This is a genomic window from Bradyrhizobium sp. NBAIM14 (assembly GCF_020193895.1).
Lineage (GTDB): Bacteria > Pseudomonadota > Alphaproteobacteria > Rhizobiales > Xanthobacteraceae > Bradyrhizobium > Bradyrhizobium yuanmingense.
Genome location: NZ_JADYVQ010000009.1, coordinates 56,990 through 78,164 on the forward strand (window position 1 = coordinate 56,990; position 21,175 = coordinate 78,164).

General features: G+C 65.2%; 17 protein-coding genes. 11 read left to right on the plus strand and 6 right to left on the minus strand.

All coding sequences use genetic code 11. The annotated features are described in order from the left end of the window. The first annotated feature begins 117 nt into the window (after positions 1-117). Positions 118-1,035, plus strand: coding sequence for a sulfite exporter TauE/SafE family protein (locus tag I6F28_RS21670; protein ID WP_057027507.1), 918 nt, complete (start codon positions 118-120; stop codon positions 1,033-1,035). After that, complete coding sequence (locus I6F28_RS21675) at positions 1,032-1,802, plus strand: TIGR02186 family protein (protein ID WP_225140979.1); 771 nt, start codon at positions 1,032-1,034, stop codon at positions 1,800-1,802. The genes I6F28_RS21670 and I6F28_RS21675 overlap by 4 nt, the downstream gene beginning before the upstream one ends. A gap of 116 nt (positions 1,803-1,918) precedes the next feature. Here I6F28_RS21675 and I6F28_RS21680 read toward each other — a convergent pair whose 3' ends face one another. After that, entirely contained in the window at positions 1,919-2,830 is a 912-nt protein-coding gene (locus I6F28_RS21680; protein ID WP_036014164.1) for a DMT family transporter, read from the minus strand. Positions 2,831-2,939: 109 nt separating this feature from the next. Between I6F28_RS21680 and I6F28_RS21685 the strand changes: the two genes are divergently transcribed. Beyond that, on the plus strand, positions 2,940-3,803 hold the full coding sequence (locus I6F28_RS21685) for a LysR family transcriptional regulator (protein ID WP_225127163.1): 864 nt from the start codon (positions 2,940-2,942) through the stop codon (positions 3,801-3,803). 23 nt (positions 3,804-3,826) lie between these two features. On the opposite strand, the gene I6F28_RS21690 is transcribed toward I6F28_RS21685, so the two are convergent. Beyond that, positions 3,827-4,060: a hypothetical protein gene (locus I6F28_RS21690; protein WP_057027807.1), complete on the minus strand. Its 234-nt coding sequence runs from the start codon at positions 4,058-4,060 to the stop codon at positions 3,827-3,829. A 203-nt stretch (positions 4,061-4,263) separates the two neighbouring features. Between I6F28_RS21690 and I6F28_RS21695 the strand changes: the two genes are divergently transcribed. Both I6F28_RS21695 and I6F28_RS21700 read left to right on the plus strand, forming a co-directional pair. Next, positions 4,264-6,780: a glycogen/starch/alpha-glucan phosphorylase gene (locus I6F28_RS21695; protein ID WP_057027505.1), complete on the plus strand. Its 2,517-nt coding sequence runs from the start codon at positions 4,264-4,266 to the stop codon at positions 6,778-6,780. A 224-nt stretch (positions 6,781-7,004) separates the two neighbouring features. Beyond that, positions 7,005-7,820 carry an acyl-CoA thioesterase gene (locus I6F28_RS21700; protein ID WP_109145473.1) on the plus strand — a complete coding sequence of 272 codons (816 nt, stop codon included), beginning with the start codon at positions 7,005-7,007 and terminating at the stop codon, positions 7,818-7,820. A 175-nt stretch (positions 7,821-7,995) separates the two neighbouring features. On the opposite strand, the gene I6F28_RS21705 is transcribed toward I6F28_RS21700, so the two are convergent. The 3 genes from I6F28_RS21705 to I6F28_RS21715 form a co-directional block, all read right to left on the minus strand. Continuing rightward, positions 7,996-9,612 (minus strand): phosphoenolpyruvate carboxykinase, encoded by a 1,617-nt coding sequence (locus I6F28_RS21705; RefSeq protein ID WP_109145474.1) that lies wholly within the window; start codon positions 9,610-9,612, stop codon positions 7,996-7,998. A 286-nt stretch (positions 9,613-9,898) separates the two neighbouring features. Further along, on the minus strand, positions 9,899-12,487 hold the full coding sequence (locus tag I6F28_RS21710; protein WP_225140981.1) for a CHAT domain-containing tetratricopeptide repeat protein: 2,589 nt from the start codon (positions 12,485-12,487) through the stop codon (positions 9,899-9,901). Positions 12,488-12,551: 64 nt separating this feature from the next. Further along, positions 12,552-13,301 (minus strand): HugZ family pyridoxamine 5'-phosphate oxidase, encoded by a 750-nt coding sequence (locus tag I6F28_RS21715; protein WP_225134029.1) that lies wholly within the window; start codon positions 13,299-13,301, stop codon positions 12,552-12,554. 241 nt (positions 13,302-13,542) lie between these two features. Between I6F28_RS21715 and I6F28_RS21720 the strand changes: the two genes are divergently transcribed. The 5 genes from I6F28_RS21720 (at position 13,543) to I6F28_RS21740 (ending at position 17,524) form a co-directional block, all read left to right on the plus strand. Further along, positions 13,543-14,244 carry a response regulator transcription factor gene (locus I6F28_RS21720; RefSeq protein WP_008542552.1) on the plus strand — a complete coding sequence of 234 codons (702 nt, stop codon included), beginning with the start codon at positions 13,543-13,545 and terminating at the stop codon, positions 14,242-14,244. 113 nt (positions 14,245-14,357) lie between these two features. After that, positions 14,358-16,154: a sensor histidine kinase gene (locus tag I6F28_RS21725; RefSeq protein WP_225130995.1), complete on the plus strand. Its 1,797-nt coding sequence runs from the start codon at positions 14,358-14,360 to the stop codon at positions 16,152-16,154. Next, positions 16,151-16,675, plus strand: coding sequence for an HPr kinase/phosphorylase (locus tag I6F28_RS21730; protein WP_225140983.1), 525 nt, complete (start codon positions 16,151-16,153; stop codon positions 16,673-16,675). The genes I6F28_RS21725 and I6F28_RS21730 overlap by 4 nt, the downstream gene beginning before the upstream one ends. A 133-nt stretch (positions 16,676-16,808) precedes the next feature. After that, positions 16,809-17,210, plus strand: coding sequence for a PTS sugar transporter subunit IIA (locus I6F28_RS21735; RefSeq protein WP_007597752.1), 402 nt, complete (start codon positions 16,809-16,811; stop codon positions 17,208-17,210). After that, positions 17,207-17,524 (plus strand): HPr family phosphocarrier protein, encoded by a 318-nt coding sequence (locus I6F28_RS21740; protein WP_036014186.1) that lies wholly within the window; start codon positions 17,207-17,209, stop codon positions 17,522-17,524. The genes I6F28_RS21735 and I6F28_RS21740 overlap by 4 nt, the downstream gene beginning before the upstream one ends. A 98-nt stretch (positions 17,525-17,622) precedes the next feature. Here the strand turns inward: I6F28_RS21740 and I6F28_RS21745 are convergent, their stop codons facing one another. Beyond that, positions 17,623-19,248 carry a glycosyltransferase family 39 protein gene (locus tag I6F28_RS21745; protein WP_225140985.1) on the minus strand — a complete coding sequence of 542 codons (1,626 nt, stop codon included), beginning with the start codon at positions 19,246-19,248 and terminating at the stop codon, positions 17,623-17,625. Positions 19,249-19,360: 112 nt separating this feature from the next. Here I6F28_RS21745 and lepA point away from each other — a divergent pair, with 112 nt between their 5' ends. Then, entirely contained in the window at positions 19,361-21,172 is a 1,812-nt protein-coding gene (gene lepA, locus I6F28_RS21750) for a translation elongation factor 4 (RefSeq protein WP_036041840.1), read from the plus strand. Positions 21,173-21,175: the final 3 nt, after the last annotated feature.

A 21,175-nucleotide genomic window follows, 5' to 3' on the forward strand; every position in this document is an offset into this window, starting at 1 on the left:
CTGAAATTCCCGGTCCCGCCCGCCCGCGAATTCCGCTATTGAAGGACGCGGCAATCGTTCCGTCCTCTCCGCGAGCATTCCGCGTTCGTCGATCCGTCTCGCCGGTGCGCAGGTTCAATGCAGCTTTACCTCCCGATCGCCGATCTTCCGGTCAACGTCTTCCTGGTGCTCGCCATGGGCGCGGCGGTCGGCTTCGTCTCCGGCATGTTCGGCATCGGCGGCGGCTTCTTGATGACGCCGCTTTTGATCTTCATCGGCATCACGCCGGCGGTCGCGGTGGCCTCCGTGGCGAGCCACATCGCGGCCTCCTCCTTTTCCGGCGCCCTCTCCTATTGGCGGCGGCGCGCGATCGATCCGGCGCTGGCGAGCGTGTTGTTATGCGGCGGCGTGACCGGCACGACGCTCGGCGTCTGGACCTTCACCCAGCTGCGCGCGCTCGGCCAGCTCGACCTGATGATCGCGCTCTCCTACGTCGTGCTGCTCACCACGGTCGGCAGCCTGATGTTCTCGGAAGGATTGCGCGCCTTGATGCGGACTCGGCGCGGCGCACTGCCGCCGCGCCGCACCCACAACTGGATCCACGGCCTGCCGCTGAAGATGCGGTTCAAGCGCTCGAAGATCTATCTCTCTGTCATCCCCGTGGTGATCGTCGGCATCGTGATCGGCTTCATCGGCGCCATCATGGGTATCGGCGGCGGCTTCATCCTGGTGCCGATCATGATCTATCTCTTGAGGGTGCCGACCTCGACGGTGATCGGGACCTCGATGGTTCTCACCGTCGTCACCATGCTGTTCGCGACCATGCTGCACGCGGCGACCAATCACCTGGTCGATGCCGTGCTGGCCTTGATCCTGATGGTCGGCGGCGTCACCGGCGCGCAGTTCGGCGCCCGTGCCGGCCAGAAGATCCGGGGCGAACAGCTGCGGCTGCTGCTGGGCTTGCTCATCCTCTCGGTCGGAATACGCTTCGCGATCGAGCTGGTGATCCAGCCCTCCGACCTCTTCACCATCCGTGAGCTCGGAGCGAGCCGATGAGGCGCATGCTTCTCGCCATCGTCCTCGTCCTGCTGCTCGGCGGCGCTGCGCGGGCCGAGCGGCTGATCGTGTCGGTCTCGAATCACCGCGTCACGGTGACGCCGAACTATTCCGGCGAGGAGCTGGTGCTGTTCGGCTCGGTCGAGAAGGATGCGACGACGCCCGCGGACCGCACCGCCTACGATCTCGTCGTCACCGTGATGGGCCCGCGCGCCGACATGGTGACGCGGCGGAAGGAGCGCACCTTCGGCATCTGGATCAATACCGACTACCGCCAGTTCCTGCAGGTGCCGAGCTATCTCGCGCTGTTCGCCAACCGCCCGTTCGACGCCATCACCTCGCCCGAGATCGCGCGGCGGCAGCAGATCGGGCTCAACAACGTGCTGCTGACCCAGCGGGTCAGCGGCGACTTCGCCGACGTGGTGCCGAACGATGCGTTCCGCTCGGCCTTCATTCGCCTGCGCACCCAGCGCGGGCTCTATCGCGAAGACGGCAGCGCGGTGACGTTCCTGACGCCGACGCTGTTCCGCACCGGCATTCCGCTGCCCGCGGAGGTGCCGATCGGCACCTATGAGATCGAGATCAAGCTGTTTGCAAATGGCGCGTTCATCGGCAAGACCGAGACCGCGTTCGAGATCGTCAAGGTCGGCTTCGAGCAGTTCGTCGCCACCACCGCCCGCCAGAACGGCCTGATCTACGGCCTCGCCACCGTGGCGATGGCGCTGATGACGGGGTGGATGGCCTCGATCGTGTTCAGGAAGGACTAGCCCCCCGTCATTGCGAGCGCAGCGAAGCAATCCAGACTGCCTCCGCTGCGGCAGTCTGGATTGCTTCGTCGCAAGAGCTCCTCGCAATGACGATAGTGAACAGCGGGGCCTCCACCCTACACCACCGCCTTCGCCGGCCGCGTCACCAGATAGATGCCGAGCGCGACCGGAATGATGCCAAGCAGGTCGCGCGCCTCGATGTGCTCGCCGAGGACGAGGAATGCGAACAGCATGCCGAGCGGCGGCATCAGGAAATGATAGGCGCTGGCGGCGGTGGCGCCACACGTCTTCAAGAGACGAAACCAGAGCCAAGAAGCGATGATCGAGCCGCCGAGCACGAGAAAGGCGAAGGCGCCGATCAGGCTCGGCGTATAGTCGATCGCGTCGACATCGGCGAAGGTGAGCGCGACCGGTGTCAGTACGATGCCGGCCGCGAGGTTCTGCACGCCATTGCCGATCCACAGGGATCCCTTCGGCGCCAGCAGCTTGAACAGGATGGTGCCGGCCACGATCGAAGCGAGCGAGGCCAGCGTGAAAACGATGCCGTGCAGCGAATCGGTGCCGACCGACAGGCGGTGCCAGACGATTGCGGTCACGCCGATGATGCCGAGCAAGAGGCCGCTCGCCTTGCGCCAGGTCATGCCTTCGCCGAGCAGCAGCGCGGCAAGGCCCGCGGTGAACACCGGATTGGCTGACACGATCAGGCCGCCGAGGCCGGCGGAGACCGATTGCAGGCCGGTGTAGCCGAGGCCGAGATAGAGCGCATTGTTGGCGATGCCGAGCAACGCGAAGATCGCGGCATCGCGCCACGACAACGACCAGGCTTCGCCGCGGATCAACGTGGCGCCCAGGATCAAGATACCAGCGAGCGAGAAGCGCGCGGCGAGCAGGATCAGCGGCGGGCAATGGGTGACGCCGATCTTGCCAGCGATGAAGGCGTAGCTCCAGAGCAGGCAGAAAAGGCCGATCGCGAGCGGCAATGTGTTGAAGCGGCTGCGGGGGGCGGGAAGCGAGCTGGCGAGCGACATGAGGGGCATTCTCGGATGTTTTTTTCTGCCCTCGATCTAGGGAGGCCGCTTGCCATTTGGAAATTAAATGATTAACTCGCGCCCAGTGGATTTCTTAATGGAGGCGGCCGTGCTCGATCTCGAGCTGCTGCGCAGCTTCGTCTCGGTGGTCGAGGCCGGCGGCTTCACCCGCGCCGGCGAGCGCGTCCACCGCACGCAATCGACCGTGAGTCAGCAGATCAAGCGGCTGGAGGAGGATGTCGGTCAGGTGCTGCTGCACCGCGACGGCAAGGACGTGCGCCCGACCGAGGCCGGCGAGCGGCTGCTGTCCTATGCGCGGCGATTGCTCTCGCTGGCCGAGGAGGCGCGCGACGTGCTGCGCCAGCCTGATAGCGATGGCGCGATCCGGCTCGGCATCCCCGAGGACTTTGCCGCGTACCGGCTGGCAAAACTGCTGGGCGCGTTCTCGCGCTCGCATCCGGGATTGCGGCTGGACGTGCGCGCCGACCAGAGCAAGCATCTCGCCCGCGATCTCCAACGCGGCGAGCTCGACCTTGCGCTCTACAAGCGCGAGGCTGGCGCGAAGGACGCGATCGCGGTGTGGCCGGAGCGGGTGCACTGGGTCACCAGCAAGAGCCACCCGGTCGACGTCAACGTGCCGTCGGTGCCGCTGATCGGCTTTCCGCTCGGCTGCATCTACCGCGCCGGCGCCATCCACGCGCTGGAAACGGCCGGCCGCGCTTGGCACACCGCCTACACCTCATCGAGCCTCGCCGGCATTCAGGCCGCGGTCGCCGCCGGCATGGGCCTCAGCATCCTGTCGGAGATGGCGATCCAGACCGACCACCGCGTGCTGACGGCGAAGGACGGCTTTGCGCCGATCAACAAGACCGAGGTTGCACTGATGGCTTCGCCGGATGCGAGCCCGGCGACGCTGCGGCTTGCGGACCGTCTCGCGGAGTTTTGCGATACGGTGCAGAGCAAGGCGGCTTAAGCTCACCAAACCTCCTACGGCTCTCAATTCGCTGCGGATATCAGCTTGTCGCCGCACGCGCTTGCGTAAAACTTGCCGCCGCATTGGCGCTTGATCGCAGCGCAGCGGGCTGCGGGCGACGCCTTCTGCGGCGCTGTGAAGCCGCAGCTGAGGCCATCGGCGCTGCGACCGGTCGTGCCGGCGGCAAACGCCGCACTGGTGGCGCTGATGCAGACGACGAGCAGGGCCGCAGTGGCGATTTCGATCAGCAGTCTCACGGTCCGCTTCTCCACACTGATGGCTGAATCTTTCGTAATCTAGCACCGAATCTGGGTTTCTCCGTGCTCCTCCGGGTTCCCAATTCGGCCCATTCCTTGCATAAATTTGCGCCAGCGCAGTGCACGGCCACGCGGGCGACAGTTCCGGTGCAAGGGCAGGACGCGTAGAGTTAAGAGTTGTTTCGACCTAGGAAGTAACGGCTTTGCAGGATTCATCGTTCCAGCCCAGTTATCCGGCCCCCGGGCAGCCCATCGACGAACTCGCGCTGGCCGAGATCAAGGGCGCAATCCTGGCAAAGCTGCGCCTTGCCATCGGCAAGGACGCTGGCATGGCGACCAGGCACGATTGGTACCAGGCCGCGGCGCTCGCGCTGCGCGACCGCATCGTGCATCGCTGGCTCACGGCCGAGAAGCACAGCTACGACGCGGGCCGCAAGCGGGTTTACTATCTCTCGCTCGAATTCCTGATCGGCCGGCTCTTCACCGACGCGCTCAACAACATGGGCCTGCTCAAGATCTTCGAGGTCGCGCTTGGCGATCTCGGCGTCTCGCTGCCGGAGCTGCGCAAATGCGAGCCGGATGCGGCGCTCGGCAATGGCGGCCTCGGCCGGCTCGCCGCCTGCTTCATGGAGAGCATGGCGACGCTGTCGATCCCCGCGATCGGCTACGGCATCCGCTACGATTACGGCCTGTTCCGTCAGATCATCAATCAGGGCTGGCAGCAGGAATATCCCGACGAATGGCTGAGCTTCGGCAACCCCTGGGAATTGCAGCGACCCGAGGTGATCTACGACGTCAATTTCGGCGGCGGCGTCGAGCATGTCGACGACAAGGGCCGCGACCGCTCGATCTGGCATCCTGCTGAAACCGTGCAGGCAATCGCCTATGACACGCCAATCGTCGGCTGGCGCGGCCACCACGTCAACGCGCTGCGGCTGTGGTCGGCGCGCTCGCCCGATCCGCTCAAGTTAGATGCCTTCAACAAAGGCGATTACGTCAGCGCCAGCGCCGAGCAGGCGCGCGCGGAGGCGATCTGCAAGTTCCTCTATCCGAACGACGAGAGCCCGGCGGGCCGCGAGCTGCGGCTGCGCCAGGAGTATTTCTTCGTCTCCGCCTCGCTCCAGGACCTGGTGAAGCGGCATCTCGCCTCCGACGGCCAGCTGCGCAACCTCGCCGGGAAGGTCGCGGTGCAGCTCAACGACACCCATCCGAGCCTTGCCGTCACCGAGCTGATGCGCATCCTCGTCGACCTCCACAATTTCCGCTGGGACGAGGCCTGGAAGATCACGGTCGCCACCCTCTCCTACACCAACCACACGCTGCTGCCGGAGGCGCTGGAGACCTGGCCGGTCGAGCTGTTCGAGCGGCTGCTGCCGCGGCATCTGGAGATCATCTACCGCATCAACGTGCAGCATCTGGCGCTCGCCGAGGCGCGCTGCCCCGGCGACATCGACTTCCGCGCCTCGGTGTCGCTGATCGACGAGAAGAGCGGCCGCCGCGTGCGCATGGGCCAACTCGCCTTCGTCGGCTCGCATCGCATCAACGGGGTCTCGGCGATGCATTCGGACCTGATGCGCGAGACCGTGTTCCACGACCTCAACCATCTCTATCCCGGACGGATCACCAACAAGACCAACGGCATCACCTTCCGACGCTGGCTGATGCTGGCGAACCCGAAGCTGACCGATTTGTTGCGCGAGAGCTGCGGCGATGCCGTGCTCGACGATCCGACCCAGCTCTCGCTGATCGAGGCGCGCGCCAGCGACGTCGAGTTCCAGAAGAAGTTCCGCAGCGTCAAGCACCACAACAAGGCCCAGCTCGCCCGCCTGATCGGCGAACGGCTCGGCATCAGGGTCGACCCGGGCGCATTGTTCGACGTGCAGATCAAGCGCATCCACGAATACAAGCGCCAGCTGCTCAACGTCATCGAAACGGTCGCGCTATACCAGGCCATCAAGGACGAGCCCAACGGCAATTGGGTGCCGCGGGTGAAGATCTTCGCCGGCAAGGCGGCGGCGAGCTATCGCTACGCCAAGCTGATCATCAAGCTGATCAACGACGTCGCCGAAATCGTCAACAACGATCCCGCGATTGGCGGCAAGCTCAAGGTCGTGTTCCTGCCCGACTACAATGTCAGCCTCGCCGAGGTGATCATTCCCGCGGCCGATCTGTCCGAGCAGATCTCGACCGCGGGCATGGAAGCCTCCGGCACTGGCAACATGAAGCTGGCGCTGAACGGGGCCATCACCATCGGCACGCTGGACGGCGCCAATATCGAGATCCGCGACCATGTCGGCACCGAGAACATCGCGATCTTCGGCATGGAAGCCGGCGACGTGATGATCCGGCGCAAGCAGGGGTTGGATGCTTCCGACGTGATCCGCCGGTCGCCGAAGCTGCAGCGTGCCATCAACGCGATCGGCGCCGGCGAGTTCTCGCCCGGCGACCCCGGCCGTTTCGAATCCATCGCGCACGCGCTGCGTTATCTCGACCATTACATGGTCAGCGCCGATTTCGATTCCTACTACGAGGCGCAGCGCGCGGTCGATGCGCGCTGGCAGGTGGCGCCGGCCTGGACCCGCGCCTCGATCCTCAATGTCGCGCGCATGGCCTGGTTCTCGTCCGACCGCACCATTCGCGAATATGCCGAGGAGATCTGGAACGTGCCGGTCAATCCCACCACGCCGCTGCTGCCGAATTTGCGCGACGCCGCGGGCTGATTTTTCCGCGGCGTGGAAGCGGCGTTACCTGCGAGGTTATTGCATCCTTCGCGAGGGATGATGATATGATCGTCATCATCCCCTAAGCGGCGTTGTGACACGACGCCGCAACCTCAACCGCCGTCATTGCGAGCGCAGCGAAGCAATCCAGAATCTTTCCGCGGAGACAGTCTGGATTGCTTCGCTACGCTCAATGACGGCTGTGGAGGCATCGAGGACCAACAATGCACGCCAAGCTCCCGCACCCGTTCGACGAGGCCACGCGCGTCACCGCCGGTGACTCTAGCTGGCAGGGGCACACCAGCGACGATTACTGGGCCTTTGTCGGCCCGTTCGGCGGCGCCACCGCCGCGACCATTTTGCGGGCGCTGATCGAGCATCCGCAAGCCGCCGGCGATCCGCTCGCCCTCACCGTCAATTATTGCGCGCCGATCGCCAAGGGTCCGTTCGATCTCGACGTGCGCCTCGTCAAGGCCAACCGCTCCAGCCAGCACTGGAGCGTCGAGCTCAGCCAGGGCGGCGGCGAGGTCGCAACGCTCGCCACCGCGGTGTTCGCCGAGCGCCGTCCGTCCTGGGAGCACAGGGTGGCGCAATATCCGGATGCCAAGCCGTTCGAGCAGACGCTGCCATTCCCGAAGATCTCGGCATCCTGGGCCAACCAGTATGAATTCCGCTTCGTCGAGGGCGAGATGCGGATCGGCCCGCCGCAGGCCGAGCCCGCCAGCACCTACTCGAAGATCTGGATCAGCGACCGCACGCCGCGCAAGCTCGACATGCTATCGCTGATGTCGATGTCGGACGCCTTCTTCGGCCGCATTTTCCACGCCCGGCGCGAGCTGGTGCCGTTCGGCACGGTGTCGCTGACGACCTATTTCCACACCGACGCCGAGGAGCTCGCGGCTGAAGACATCACGCGCGTGCTGGCGACGGCGGATTCGAAGATCATGCACAAGAGCTACGCCGACCAGAACGCCGAGCTGTGGTCGCCGAACGGGCGGCTGCTCGCGACCACGACGCAGATCGCGTATTTCAAGGCGTAGCTGCTTCCGCGAACTCGTCATTGCGAGCGCAGCGAAGCAATCCAGAGATCTTTCCGCGGAGGCGGTCTGGATTGCTTCGTCGCAAGGGCTCCTCGCAATGACGGTGGAGGGATCTCGCCACAAGCAAAAAGGGCGGCCGCGAGGCCGCCCTCTTCGCATCCAAGACCGAGCGACCTTACTCCGCGGCCAGCTTCACGTCCGGGGCAGCCGCGCGCACCTCGGCGTCCACCTGTGCTTCGAACTTGGCAAAATTCTTCTGGAACATGCCGACCAGCGCGCGGGCGGTCTTGTCGAACTCGTCCTTGTCCTTCCAGGTGTTGACCGGGTTGAGGATCTCGGCCGGCACGCCCGGCAGCGCGGTCGGGACCGCAAAGCCGAAATACTTGTCGGTGCGGAATTCGACGTTGCGAAGCGAGCCGTCGAGCGCGGCGGTGAGCAGCGCGCGCGTCACCTTGATCGGCATGCGCGAGCCGACACCATACTTGCCGCCGGTCCACCCGGTGTTGACCAGCCAGCAATCGACATTGTGCTGGGCGATGAGGTCGCGCAGCATGTTGCCGTAGACGGATGGATCGAGCGGCAGGAAGGGCGAGCCGAAGCAGGTCGAGAATTCCGGCTGCGGCTCGTTGCCGAGGCCGCGCTCGGTGCCGGCGACCTTGGCGGTGTAGCCGGACAGGAAGTGATACATCGCCTGCGCCGGCGAGAGCTTGGCGATCGGCGGCAGCACGCCGAAGGCGTCGGCGGCCAGCATCACCACGTTCTTCGGCTGCGGCGCGCGGCCGGTGCGCGAGGCGTTCGGGATGAAGTCGAGCGGATAGGCCGAACGCGTGTTCTCGGTCTTGGAGCCGTCGTCGAAATCGACGACGCGGGTGTCCTCATCGAGCACGCAGTTCTCGAGCACCGCGCCGAAGCGGGTCGAGGCGGCATAGATCTCCGGTTCGGCTTCCTGCGACAGCTTGATGCACTTGGCGTAGCAGCCGCCTTCGAAATTGAAGACGCCGTTCGGGCCCCAGCCGTGCTCGTCGTCGCCGATCAGCGTGCGGTTGGGATCGGCCGACAGCGTCGTCTTGCCGGTGCCCGACAGGCCGAAGAAGATCGCGGTGTCGCCCTTGGCGCCGACATTCGCCGAGCAGTGCATCGGCATCACACCGCGCTCGGGCAGATAATAATTCAGCGTCGTGAAGACCGACTTCTTCATCTCGCCGGCATAATAAGACCCGCCGATCAGGACGATCTTGCGGGCGAAATCGATCGCGACCACGTTCTCCGAGCGGCAGCCATGGCGTTTAGGATCGGCGCGGAAGCTCGGCATGTCGATGATGGTGAGCTCCGGCACGAAGGTCGGCAGCTCGATCGCCTCGGGGCGGATCAGCAGCGTGCGGATGAACAGCGAGTGCCAGGCAAGCTCGGTGAAGACGCGCGTCTTGATCCGGTAGGCCGGGTCGGCGCCGCCATAGAGGTCCTGCGCGAACAGGCGCTTGCCTTCGGCGTGCTTGAGGAAGTCCTGGTAGAGCGTCTCGAATTGCTCTGCGGTGATCGACTGGTTGCCGGCCCACCACATCTTCTTGTCGGTGGTGGCGTCGCGCACCGTGAACTTGTCCTTCGGGCTGCGCCCGGTGAACTCGCCGGTGTCGGCGCAGAGCGCGCCGTCGGCGGAGAGCACCGCCTCACCCGCTGCCAGCGAGTATTGATAGAGTTGTGGCGCACCCAGATTCCAGTGAACCTGCTTGAGATTCTTTAAGCCGAATTTGTCGGCGCCGAAGGCACCGTTGCGCACGCCCGTCTCTTGCACGAAAAATCCCTCCTAGAACCCGCGACATCAAGCGCGGCCAAGTTTGGCGCCGTCGCGATCACCGTGAATATGGGCCGTTCGGCCTCGGCTGAACGACCTAATAATGATGAACGCCGGCGTTGCCAAGCTGATCCCGCAGGATTTGGTTTATTCAAGGACCGCGCCAAACGCCGCGCATGTCAGCTCTGAAAGGCCGCATCGAGAATGTGCGGATGATCGCGCAACCAAATGCACATCTGCGCGTTATGTCCGGTTATTGCGACGCACAATCACTGCGTCAACACCCCTATCTTACCTCGCCCTCTCCGATCAACGCGAACGGTCCCCACATCGCGGGATAAGCGTTGCGCGGCGACGAGGCGTCGTCGAGGTAGGTTAACATCGCGCGGCGCAAGGCTTCGGCGCGGCCGAGCTTTGGCTCGTTCTTCAGCAGCTCGAACGTCGACGTGGTCAAGCGGGTCGCAGCCTCCGAATCCACGGCCCAATGCGACACCAGGAGCGCGCGAGCACCTGCGTAGAAGAACGAGCGCGCCAATCCCGACAACGCCTCGGCACCGGGCTTGTCGCCCGCGATGGTGTTGCAGGCGGACAGCACAACCCAATCGGCATTGAGCTTGAGCTGGGCCACTTCGCTCGCGGTGAGAAGACCATCGTCGAGCTCCGTCGGCTGGTTGGGGATGGAGAGCGCCAGCGAGGGCTCCCCCAATCCCTTGACATCGCCGGCGACGAGGCCGTGGGTGGCAAAGTAGATGATGCCGTATTGGGCAAGCGCTGCACGCTTGAGCGTCGTTTCGCTGGCGTCGCGGCCGAGATGGATGTCAGCCTCGGCAGCGCCGACGTCCCTCGCCACCGCGTTCAATTCGTCGGCGGTATCGGGCAGCTGCGGCAGCGCCTGGGCCAGCCGCGCACGATCCACGCCCGCGCCGCGCCAGAAGTCGGCATAGGCGATCGTCGCGATGCTGCGTGCGGCGACCTTGCCGTTCGCGGCACGCCGGTCGGCAGGCCCTTCGGCTGCAGGGTTGAACACGGGATCGCCGAAACCGGTCATCGGCTTGACGCTTTGATCCCTGCGGGCAAAAGCGCGCAGCGATTTCAGGCTGATCACTGACGGCAGGACCGAAACGGCCTGACGCCGCAGCAGCCAGGCAGCACTGCGATAGCCCTCGAGCCGGTCCGGGATCGCAGCCTGTGGCTTCTCCGTGACCAGCAGATGAAACGGCAATGCGGTCAATGCCGCCGACGGCACGACCAGCAGGTTGCGCTTGTCCTTGGTCAGCGCCTCAACCGGGCCGAGCAGCGCGACATAGAGCTCGTTGGCAAGACCGAGGTCGAACAATCCCGATTTGCCGGATGCATCGCGCGCCTTGCCGACATCGAGCCCCCTGCGGAAGGCCGTGACCTTCTGTGCGACCGCGTCCGCTCCGAGCGGAATCTCCTTCCAGTCGACGCTCTCGCGCGTGATCGCGACGACATAGCTCCGCCTGTCGACGACGGAATAGACCACCATCGCCTCGTCGGACGCCAGCAGCGGCTGGATGTCCTTGATGGTCAGCGGCAGCGGGTTGGATAGCGAGGAATAGTCGGGAAACTCGACGGCGAGCGTCTTCTGCAATCCATTGCGCGCGCCCGCGATCGCCGCAATCCGCACGCGGCTGCGCTGCTCGGCCGCGACGTCGCGCTGCGCCGATGGCTTCGACACCGCAGCGATGATCGCCTTGTCGAGCGCTTCCGACTCGGCCGCGAGATCCTGATCCTTGCGCACGAGCTCGGCGAGCCGGTCGCTGCCGGCGGCGAGCCGCACCGCGAGCTTGTTCACGGCAGAAGCGGCAGAGGATTGCGTGCCGCGCTGGATCGCAGCAAGCGCATCGTCGAGCGCCTTCTCGCTCGCCAGCAGCGATTGCTGCCGTGCCGCGAACAGGATCGGCAGCACGACGCGCAGCTGCGCACGATTGGCCGCAAGCGTCTTCTGCGCCAACGGCAAGGCATCCGCCGTCCGCCCCGTCGCCTGCAGAAAGTCGGCAAGATTGCTCGTCGAAGTCGCAACATCAGGGTGATCCGGCCCGAGCGCGCGTTCGCGGATCGCCAGCGCGCGACGATACAGCGGCTCGGCATCGGCAAAACGCTGCTGGTGCTGGTAGAGCCCGGCGAGATTATTGAGCGAGCGCGCGACGTCGGGGTGTTCAGGCCCCAGCACCTTTTCGCGGATCGCGAGCGAGCGCTTGATCGGCGCTTCGGCACCGGCGTCGCGATTGAGGTCGCGCTCGACCTGTCCGATGTTGTTCAGGACCGTGGCGACCGCGGGATGCTCGGGACCGGCAGCCTTCTGATAGATCGCGAGCGCACGGCGGAACAGTGGCTCGGCATCGGCCGGACGCTGCTGCTTGGCGTAGAGCGTGGCGATATTGTTGAGGGATTGACCGACGTCGGGATGCTCGCGCGGCAGCGCCTTCTCGCGCACGGCAAGTGCACGCTTGAACAGCGGCTCGGCCTCTGCGAAGCGACCCTGCCGCTGATAGAGCGCGGCAAGATTGGTCAGCTCGGCCGCAACCAGGGCGTTGTCGGAGCCGAGCGATTTTTCCATGAGTGCGATCGCGCGCTTGTAGAGCGGCTCAGCCAGATCGTCCCGCCCCTGACCGGCATGGACCTGGCCGAGATTGTTCAACGCGGCCGAGAGATCGCGGCCGTTGTCCTTCTCCAGGCTGGCGACCATCGCCTGCGCCAACGGCAGCGCTTCCGAATATTTTCCGGCACCAATGAGCGCGTTGAGCCGCGCGCTCTCCGCGGCGAGACCTTTCTGCGCAAGAGCTGGCGTGGCGAGCAAGGTGGTGATGGCGAGCGCGAGAGCCGCCGTCCATGCCAAACGTTGACGCGTCATGACCCCTCTCGCTGCGAGCCCGAAAACCATCACGGTCATGGGTCGCGGCGATCGGTAGCCGCGTTCAAGCGGTTGCGCCCTGGTCCACCTTCGTGCGCGCTTCGCCAGCGAGACGGACCAGCATCTTGCGAAGCGCCGTGCCATCCGTCACCCGCTCCGGGAAGTCCAGCCGCAGCGTTGCCTGGCCGACCTGCATGTCGAGGCCTTCAGGATCACAGCCGGTACAGCGCCAGTCGCCCTCGGTGGCGCCGAGCAGCTTCGTGGCATAAAGATTGAGGGCGTCGCGATGGTCGGCGTTCATGTGCTCGACGGCGCCCTCCTCCGCCGCCAGCAGGTCCTCGGCGCCGGTGAGGTCCGTCAGGAATTGCTCCGGCTTGAGGTCGACGATCCGGCCAAAGCCGGCGACCAGATGGGTTCCCGTGGGCCGGATCCGGAAGAAGGAGAAATCCTTAAAGGAAACAAAGCCTTCTGCCGAGGGATGAGCACTCAGATACCGTCGCTGGAGCAGATCCTTGTTGGAATCGGCCTCCTCGGCCCGGCCGGACAGCATGATCCGGGCGCCTTCCAGGGGATCGCCGGCCGCGCGCTCGTCCAGCATCAGCGAGACCCTGGAGTCCGCGAGGACGTTCTTGGTGTGCACGGCGAGGCGCGAGATCAACAGGATCGGCGAGCCGTCGGGATGGCTGGCCAGATTGACCAGGGAACAATAGGGATCGCCGCTGCCGGCCATCAGCGTCGCCAGAGCCCCCTGCCGGGACCGCCTCAGCAGCGATTTGGCGAGCTTTGCGGGGTCGAAATCGGGGGTCGGTTGCATCGGCTTTCTCGGCTCAGGTGGTTGCAAGGAGGGTCTTTTTTCGGGTAAACGGGGGCCCGGTTATGGGTCGAGATGCGGCGAATCTGCCGTGTTTCGTGGAACTTGGTCACACTTCAGCCCAGCTTGCATTGCTCGGTGACAAGGTTCGAACGCCACTTCGGCACCCATGTATGCGGCGCATCACTGATTGCTCGCCGTTTCAAGCCACGACCCAAACGGAAAGCAGAAAGCAGAGAGGCTCATGCCCACAATCGCTTTGGTCGACGACGACCGCAACATTCTCACATCCGTCTCGATCGCGCTGGAAGCCGAAGGCTACCGTATCATGACCTACACCGACGGCGCTTCCGCGCTCGACGGTTTCCGTACCACCCAGCCCGATCTCGCCATCCTCGACATCAAGATGCCGCGCATGGACGGCATGGAGACGCTGCGCCGTCTCAGGCAAAAGTCCGACCTGCCGGTGATCTTCCTCACCTCCAAGGACGAGGAGATCGACGAGCTGTTCGGCCTCAAGATGGGCGCCGACGACTTCATCCGCAAACCGTTCTCGCAGCGTCTGCTGGTCGAGCGCGTCAAGGCGGTGCTGCGGCGCTCGGCGCCGAAGGATCCGACCGTTGCGCCGAAGGAGAACGACGCCAAGGCGCTCGACCGCGGTCTGCTGCGCATGGACCCCGAGCGCCATACCTGCACCTGGAAGAACGAGCCGGTGACGCTCACCGTGACCGAATTCCTCATCCTGCAAGCGCTCGCGACCCGGCCCGGCGTGGTGAAGAGCCGCAACGCGCTGATGGACGCCGCCTATGACGACCAGGTCTATGTCGACGACCGCACCATCGACAGCCACATCAAGCGGCTGCGCAAGAAGTTCAAGGTGGTCGACAACGAGTTCGAGATGATCGAGACGCTCTACGGCGTCGGCTACCGTTTCAAGGAAGCCTGAGGGCGCCTCCTCCACGGCGATCGAGAGCATCTCCGGTTCTCGTTCCATCGGGACGAGGATCGCTCTAGGATGCGGGGACCTTCGCACGGGCCGTCCTAACGCGGGCGTAAGCATTGCTTGACCGAACGCAGCCTGACCCTAACCAGAGCGCCGGGGATATCGCATCCGACGGCGTTCAGGAGCACGTTGCCGACAACAAGCCGCAGGGCTTCCGGCCGCTGAACTGGTTGAAACGCGCCGGGCAGTTCTTCTTCGCGCTGTCCTTCTCGAGCCTGACCCGCCGCATCGTCTCGCTCAACCTCGCCGGCCTCGTCGCACTGGTGGCGAGCATCCTGTACCTGTCGCAATTCCGTGCCGGCCTGATCGATGCGCGCGCGCAGAGCCTGCTGGTGCAGGCCGAGATCATCGCCGGGGCGATCGCGGCCTCCGCGACGGTGCAGACCAACGCCATTACCATCGACCCCGACAGGCTGCTCGACCTCAAGCCGGGCGAGACCTATGGCGGCTCGGACGAGTATTCGCCGCTGGACTTCCCGATCAATCCGGAGCGCGTCGCGCCGGTGCTGCGCACCTTGATCTCGCCGACCAAGACGCGCGCCCGCATCTACGATCCGAACGGCAGCCTGCTGCTCGACAGCCGCAACCTCGAAAACGTGCTGCGCTTTCCGCTGCCGCCGCCGGCCGAGCAACCCGGCATCATCGAGCGCGGCAAGGTCGCGGTGCGCACCTGGCTGAACCGCGGCGACCTGCCGCTCTATCGCGAGCTCGGGCCCGAGAACGGCAACGGCTATGCCGAAGTGGGCGACGCCCTCCAGGGCCAGAAACGCTCGATGGTGCGGGTCAATGCACGCGGCGAGGTGATCGTCTCGGTCGCCGTCCCCGTGCTGCGCTCGCGTGCGATCCACGGCGCCTTGATGCTGTCGACGCAAGGCGACGACATCGACCAGATGGTCACCGCCGAGCGCCTCGCCATCCTGAAGGTCGGCGGCGTCGCCGCCGCCGTCATGATCATGCTGTCACTGCTGCTGGCGAGCACGATCGCAGGTCCAGTGCGCCGGCTCGCCGACAGCGCCGAACGCGTCCGCCGCCGCATCAAGGCCCGCATCGAGATTCCCGATTTCACCCGCCGCCGCGACGAGATCGGCCACCTCTCCGGCGCGCTGCGCGACATGACCAGCGCGCTCTACAGCCGCATCGAGGCGATCGAGATGTTCGCTGCCGACGTTGCCCATGAATTGAAGAACCCGCTGACCTCGCTGCGCTCGGCGGTCGAGACGCTGCCGCTGGCGCGCAACGAGAACAGCCGCGCCCGCCTGCTCGAGGTGATCGAGCACGACGTCAAGCGGCTCGACCGGCTGATCTCCGACATCTCCGACGCCAGCCGCCTCGATGCCGAGCTGCAGCGCCAGGATGCGATCCCGGTCGATTTGCGCCGGCTGCTGACGACGCTGGTGTCCGTCGCCAACGAAACCAAGCTCGGCCACGACGTCGCGGTCGAAACGCGCTTCGAGGGCCGCAGCCCGACCGACACTTTCGCCGTGAGCGGCCACGATTCCCGGCTCGGACAGGTCGTCTCCAACCTGCTCTCCAACGCGCAATCCTTCTCCGAACGCGGCAGCAAGGTGCGCCTCACCTGCCGCCGCGTCCGCTCCGAGATCGAGATCGTGGTCGACGACGACGGCCCCGGCATTCGCGAGGACGCGCTGGAGCGCATCTTCGAGCGCTTCTACACCGACCGCCCGCATCAGGGCTTTGGCCAGAACTCCGGCCTCGGCCTGTCGATCTCCAAGCAGATCGTCGACGCCCATGGCGGACGGATCTGGGCAGAGAACCGCCCTGGCCCGCCGGACGCCGACGGCACTCCGACAATTGCCGGTGCGCGCTTCGTGGTGAGGCTGCCGGCGCTATGAACGAAGGCGGGCCCAGCGTTCACGCCTCTGCCGTCAAGGTCGGGCCTTACGCCGTGCTGATCCGCGGGCCCTCGGGGTCCGGCAAGTCGCGGCTTGCCTTCGATCTGATCATGGCGGGGCGCTCGGGCATCGTGGAAAGGGCCGTTCTGGTCGGTGACGACCGTGTCCATCTGGCGACACTCGGCCACGAAATTGAGGTCCGCCCCGCGCCTCGCCTGGCGGGCCTGATCGAGATCCGGGGCCTCGGAATCCGCCGCTGCGACTTCGTGGAGCATGCGACTGTCGGTCTCGTGGTCGATCTGGCCGCAGTCGACGCGGAGCGCCTGCCGCCGGCTGAAGCCCTGAAAACCAGCATTTTTGGTGTCGAAATACCGCGAATCCCTGTTGCCCGCGACTATTCGCCCCTTCCCCTGGTTGTTGCGGCCTTGACCACTACCAAGAGTTCATCTTCCGTTATCCCATCAGGCGATTGTTTGAAGGGAAATGGTAACCATATGAACCCCACTATCGCGACCGAATAGACCGGCGCAGCTCCCCTCATCCATCCGTCTAGATTCAGGGAGATACGCAACATCCCCTCTTGCGCGGGGGCTCTGGATGGTCAAAGTGGCGCGTTCGTGCGGTGCACCAAAAGCGCCCGCGAGGAGTTTTCCGATGATTGGTCTAGTACTTGTGACCCACGGGCGCCTTGCCGACGAATTCAAGGCAGCGCTTGAGCATGTCATGGGCCCACAAAAGCAAATCGAAGCGATCACGATCGGCGCCGAAGATGATTCCGATCTCTGCCGAAGCGACATCATCGAGGCGGTCAACCGCGTCGATTCCGGCGACGGCGTTGCGATCCTCACCGACATGTTCGGCGGCACGCCGTCGAACCTGGCAATATCCTGCATGAGCCGGCCCAAGGTCGAAGTGCTCGCGGGCATCAACCTGCCCATGCTGGTCAAGCTTGCCAAGGTGCGCGAGGAGCGACCGCTGCCCGACGCGATCGCGATGGCGCAGGAAGCTGGCCGCAAATACGTCACCATCGCCAGCCGGGTGCTCGCCGGCAAATGAGCGAGGAGGCGCCACAAGCCGCGACCGGCGTGCCCGCGGGCGCGATCTCCAAGGATCTCCTGATCATCAACAAGCGCGGCCTGCACGCCCGCGCCTCGGCGAAATTCGTCCAGGCGGTCGAGCGCTTCGATGCGCAGGTGTGGGTGACGCGCGGCGGCGAGACCGTCGGCGGCACCTCGATCATGGGCCTGATGATGCTCGCCGCGGGTCCCGGCACGACGATCACGGTGGCGGCGGCAGGGACCGACGCCGAAGCCGCGCTCGCGGCGATCACGGAGCTCGTTGAAAGCAAGTTCAACGAGGAAGGGGTTTAGGCGCTTCGTCAATGAAGCTGCCGTAGGGTGGGCAAAGCGAAGCGTGCCCACCAAGTCTGTCGGCGCTTCGCGCCTTTGCCCACCCTACGGCAGCTCAGCTATTTCCCCGGCGCCGCGAAGTAGATGTTCCAGCTCATCGACGGGCCGGCCTTGCCGCCCGTGAAGCGGCGCGTGGTCATCACGATGCGCTCGGCATTGGGCGCGACGTCCGACACCCATTTCTCGAACGCAGGCAAGCGGCCGTCGGTCGGATCGAACACGCCGATGAAGCCGTACTTCCTGGCGTCGTCGCGCGAGGTCAGTCCGGAATCCCAGGCCTCCAACGGCAGCAGCGCGGACGGATGATCCGGGCTGTAGAACACCAGCGGCTGGATCTGCTCCATCGTGCCGGCAACAACGGCCCAGCGCGAGCCGAAGCGGGTGTGCCAGGCCTGGGTCAGTTCGCGCGCGAGCTCCGAGCGCGCGCCATAGATCTGGGCATTGCCGGCATTGGCCGCCATCTCGCGCGCGGCGATCCAGGGCGAAGCGGCGAGCGTCGCGGCGCTGAGCACGAGCCAGATCGCGGCGATGTTGAACAGCGCGGCGCTCTGCACGCGCAGCGTCGGGATCGCGACCAGTGCGAGCGGCACCAGGAAGAACAGCGAGATGCCCCAATCCGTCTTCATGTAGATGCTGAAGGCGAGCGCGCCGAGCGGCGGGCCGACTGCGACGATGACCTGGACGATCCAGACATTCAGCGCCTGCGAGACATTGACCCCTGCATTGGCGCCACGCGCCCAGGCGCGCGTGACGATGCGCAACGGCGCAGCCAGCAGCAATCTGCCCCATGGCGGCACCAGCGCCATGGCCAGCGCCGCGAGCGCCACCGGCAATGCCAGCAGCGCGAAGTTGTGCAGCACATAGCCCGCGACGAGCTGATGCACCTGGGCCTTGTCCTGAAGGCTGTAGGTGTCGCCGGCATAGGTCAGCGGCACGAAATGCGCATCCGCCAGCCAGACGAGGTGCGGGATCATCGCCGCGACCATCGTGGCAATCGCGACCCACGGCGCGGGCGACGACAGGAAGCGCAACCGGTCGGGATGGATCAGCGCGGCGAGGCCGATCGCGCCGATCATGGTCAGCACCCAATATTTGGTCATCAGCGCCAGCGCGCCGGCAAGCCCGAGCAGGATTCCGGATTGCCAGCTCCGCTTCTCGAAGGCGTTGAGATAAGCCAGCACCAGGAGCGGCAGCGTGACGAGCTGCAAGAGGTCCGGGTTGTACTTGAAGCCCTTGAAATTGAAGATCGGGTAGAGCGCGATCATCACCACGACCAGGAACGCGCGGCGCGCATCCACCACGCGCAAGGCGATCAGCCAGCAGATCACCATGCCGACGCTCACCGTCGTCATCGCCAGCGCATAGGTCGCCCAGTCCGCCGCCGGGAGCGCCTTGAACCAGAGGCCGGCCACCCAGCCCGACAACGGCGGGTGCTTGCCATAGCCCCAGAGGAATTTCTGGCCCCAGCCCCAGGCTTCTGCGACGTCCATATGAACGTCCTGCGCCGCCTTAAGATTGATCAGGATGAAGGTCCAGAGCACTGCATGCAGGATGGCAAATTGGATCACCAGCCACAGGCGCGCCTCGGGGCGGACCGCACAGGCAACCAGGAAGGCCCGGAAGCGGTTGTAACTCAAGCGGGCCTTTGCCCGCGCTCCGGCAGTGGGAAGAGAGGTCGTGGACATGGCCGTGCGTAGCGCGTTTTGGCCCGTCATGGAATCAGCTTGGCGTGAACAAAGGCCCTGAAAATACAGCAATATGGTTGCCGCACGGGGATGTGAGTGGTATCCCGCGCCCATGACGACCGTCCCTATTTCCAACATCCGCAATTTCTCCATCGTCGCCCATATCGACCATGGCAAATCGACGCTGGCCGACCGCCTGATCCAGATGACCGGCGGCCTCTCCGACCGCGAGATGGCGGGCAAGGAACAGGTGCTCGATTCCATGGACATCGAGCGCGAGCGCGGCATCACGATCAAGGCGCAGACGGTGCGCCTCGCCTACCGCGCCAAGGACGGCAAGGACTACATCTTCAACCTGATGGACACGCCCGGCCATGTCGACTTCGCCTACGAGGTCTCGCGGTCGCTGGCGGCGTGCGAGGGTTCCCTGCTCGTGGTCGACGCCAGCCAGGGCGTCGAGGCGCAGACGCTCGCCAACGTCTACCAGGCGCTCGACAACAATCACGAGATTGTCCCGGTCCTGAACAAGGTCGACCTGCCCGCGGCGGAGCCCGAGAAGGTCAAGCAGCAGATCGAGGACGTCATCGGCATCGACGCCTCGGATGCGGTGATGATCTCGGCCAAGACCGGCCTCGGCATTCCTGATGTGCTGGAAGCCATCGTCACCCGCCTGCCGCCGCCGAAGGGCGACCGCGACGCGACCTTGAAGGCGCTCTTGGTCGACAGCTGGTACGACGTCTATCTCGGCGTCGTCGTGCTGGTGCGCATCGTCGATGGCACGATGAAGAAGGGCCAGCGCGTGCGCATGATGGGCACGGGCGCGGCCTATGACGTCGAGCGCGTCGGCTTCTTCACGCCGAAGATGCAGCAGGTCGAGGAGCTCGGTCCCGGCGAGATCGGCTTCATCACCGCCGCGATCAAGGAAGTCGCCGACACCCGCGTCGGCGACACCATCACCGACGACAGGAAGCCGGTCGCCGAGATGCTGCCGGGCTTCAAGCCGGCGATCCCGGTAGTGTTCTGCGGCCTTTTCCCGGTCGACGCCGACGACTTCGAGACGCTGCGCGCCGCGATGGGCAAGCTGCGCCTCAACGACGCCAGCTTCTCCTTCGAGATGGAGACGTCGGCTGCGCTCGGCTTCGGCTTCCGCTGCGGCTTCCTCGGGCTGCTCCACCTCGAGATCATCCAGGAGCGCCTGTCCCGCGAGTTCGACCTCAACCTGATCGCGACCGCGCCGAGCGTGATCTACAAGATGAAGCTCACCGACGGCCAGGAGATCGAGATCCACAATCCCGTCGACATGCCCGACGTGGTCAAGATCGCCGAGATCGACGAGCCCTGGATCGAGGCGACGATCCTCACGCCCGACGAATATCTCGGCAGCGTCCTGAAGCTGTGCCAGGACCGCCGCGGCGCGCAGAAGGAGCTCACTTACGTCGGCTCCCGCGCCATGGTGAAGTACGACCTGCCGCTCAACGAGGTCGTGTTCGACTTCTACGACCGCCTCAAATCGGTCTCCAAGGGCTACGCCTCGTTCGACTATCATCTCACCGACTACAAGCCGGCCGATCTCGTCAAGATGCAGATCCTGGTCAATGCCGAGCCGGTCGATGCGCTCTCGATGCTGGTCCACCGCACCCGCGCGGAAGGGCGCGGCCGCGCCATGGTCGAGAAGATGAAGGAGCTGATCCCGCCGCACATGTTCCAGATCCCGATCCAGGCGGCGATCGGCGGCAAGGTGATCGCGCGCGAGACGGTGCGCGCGCTGCGCAAGGACGTCACCGCGAAATGCTACGGCGGCGACATCACGCGTAAACGAAAACTTCTGGAGAAGCAGAAGGAGGGCAAGAAGAAGATGCGGCAGTTCGGCAAGGTCGACATCCCGCAGGAAGCTTTTATTGCCGCGCTGAAGGTCGACAGCTGAGGC

Coding starts and splice junctions, on each gene's coding strand:
- I6F28_RS21700 (WP_109145473.1), top strand. CDS start 7,005: ATGCACGCCAAGCTCCCGCACCCGTTCGACGAGGCCACGCGCGTCACC.
- I6F28_RS21745 (WP_225140985.1), bottom strand. CDS start 19,248: ATGTCCACGACCTCTCTTCCCACTGCCGGAGCGCGGGCAAAGGCCCGC.
- I6F28_RS21730 (WP_225140983.1), top strand. CDS start 16,151: ATGAACGAAGGCGGGCCCAGCGTTCACGCCTCTGCCGTCAAGGTCGGG.
- I6F28_RS21680 (WP_036014164.1), bottom strand. CDS start 2,830: ATGTCGCTCGCCAGCTCGCTTCCCGCCCCCCGCAGCCGCTTCAACACA.
- I6F28_RS21710 (WP_225140981.1), bottom strand. CDS start 12,487: ATGACGCGTCAACGTTTGGCATGGACGGCGGCTCTCGCGCTCGCCATC.
- lepA (WP_036041840.1), top strand. CDS start 19,361: ATGACGACCGTCCCTATTTCCAACATCCGCAATTTCTCCATCGTCGCC.
- I6F28_RS21735 (WP_007597752.1), top strand. CDS start 16,809: ATGATTGGTCTAGTACTTGTGACCCACGGGCGCCTTGCCGACGAATTC.
- I6F28_RS21740 (WP_036014186.1), top strand. CDS start 17,207: ATGAGCGAGGAGGCGCCACAAGCCGCGACCGGCGTGCCCGCGGGCGCG.
- I6F28_RS21715 (WP_225134029.1), bottom strand. CDS start 13,301: ATGCAACCGACCCCCGATTTCGACCCCGCAAAGCTCGCCAAATCGCTG.
- I6F28_RS21675 (WP_225140979.1), top strand. CDS start 1,032: ATGAGGCGCATGCTTCTCGCCATCGTCCTCGTCCTGCTGCTCGGCGGC.
- I6F28_RS21720 (WP_008542552.1), top strand. CDS start 13,543: ATGCCCACAATCGCTTTGGTCGACGACGACCGCAACATTCTCACATCC.
- I6F28_RS21670 (WP_057027507.1), top strand. CDS start 118: ATGCAGCTTTACCTCCCGATCGCCGATCTTCCGGTCAACGTCTTCCTG.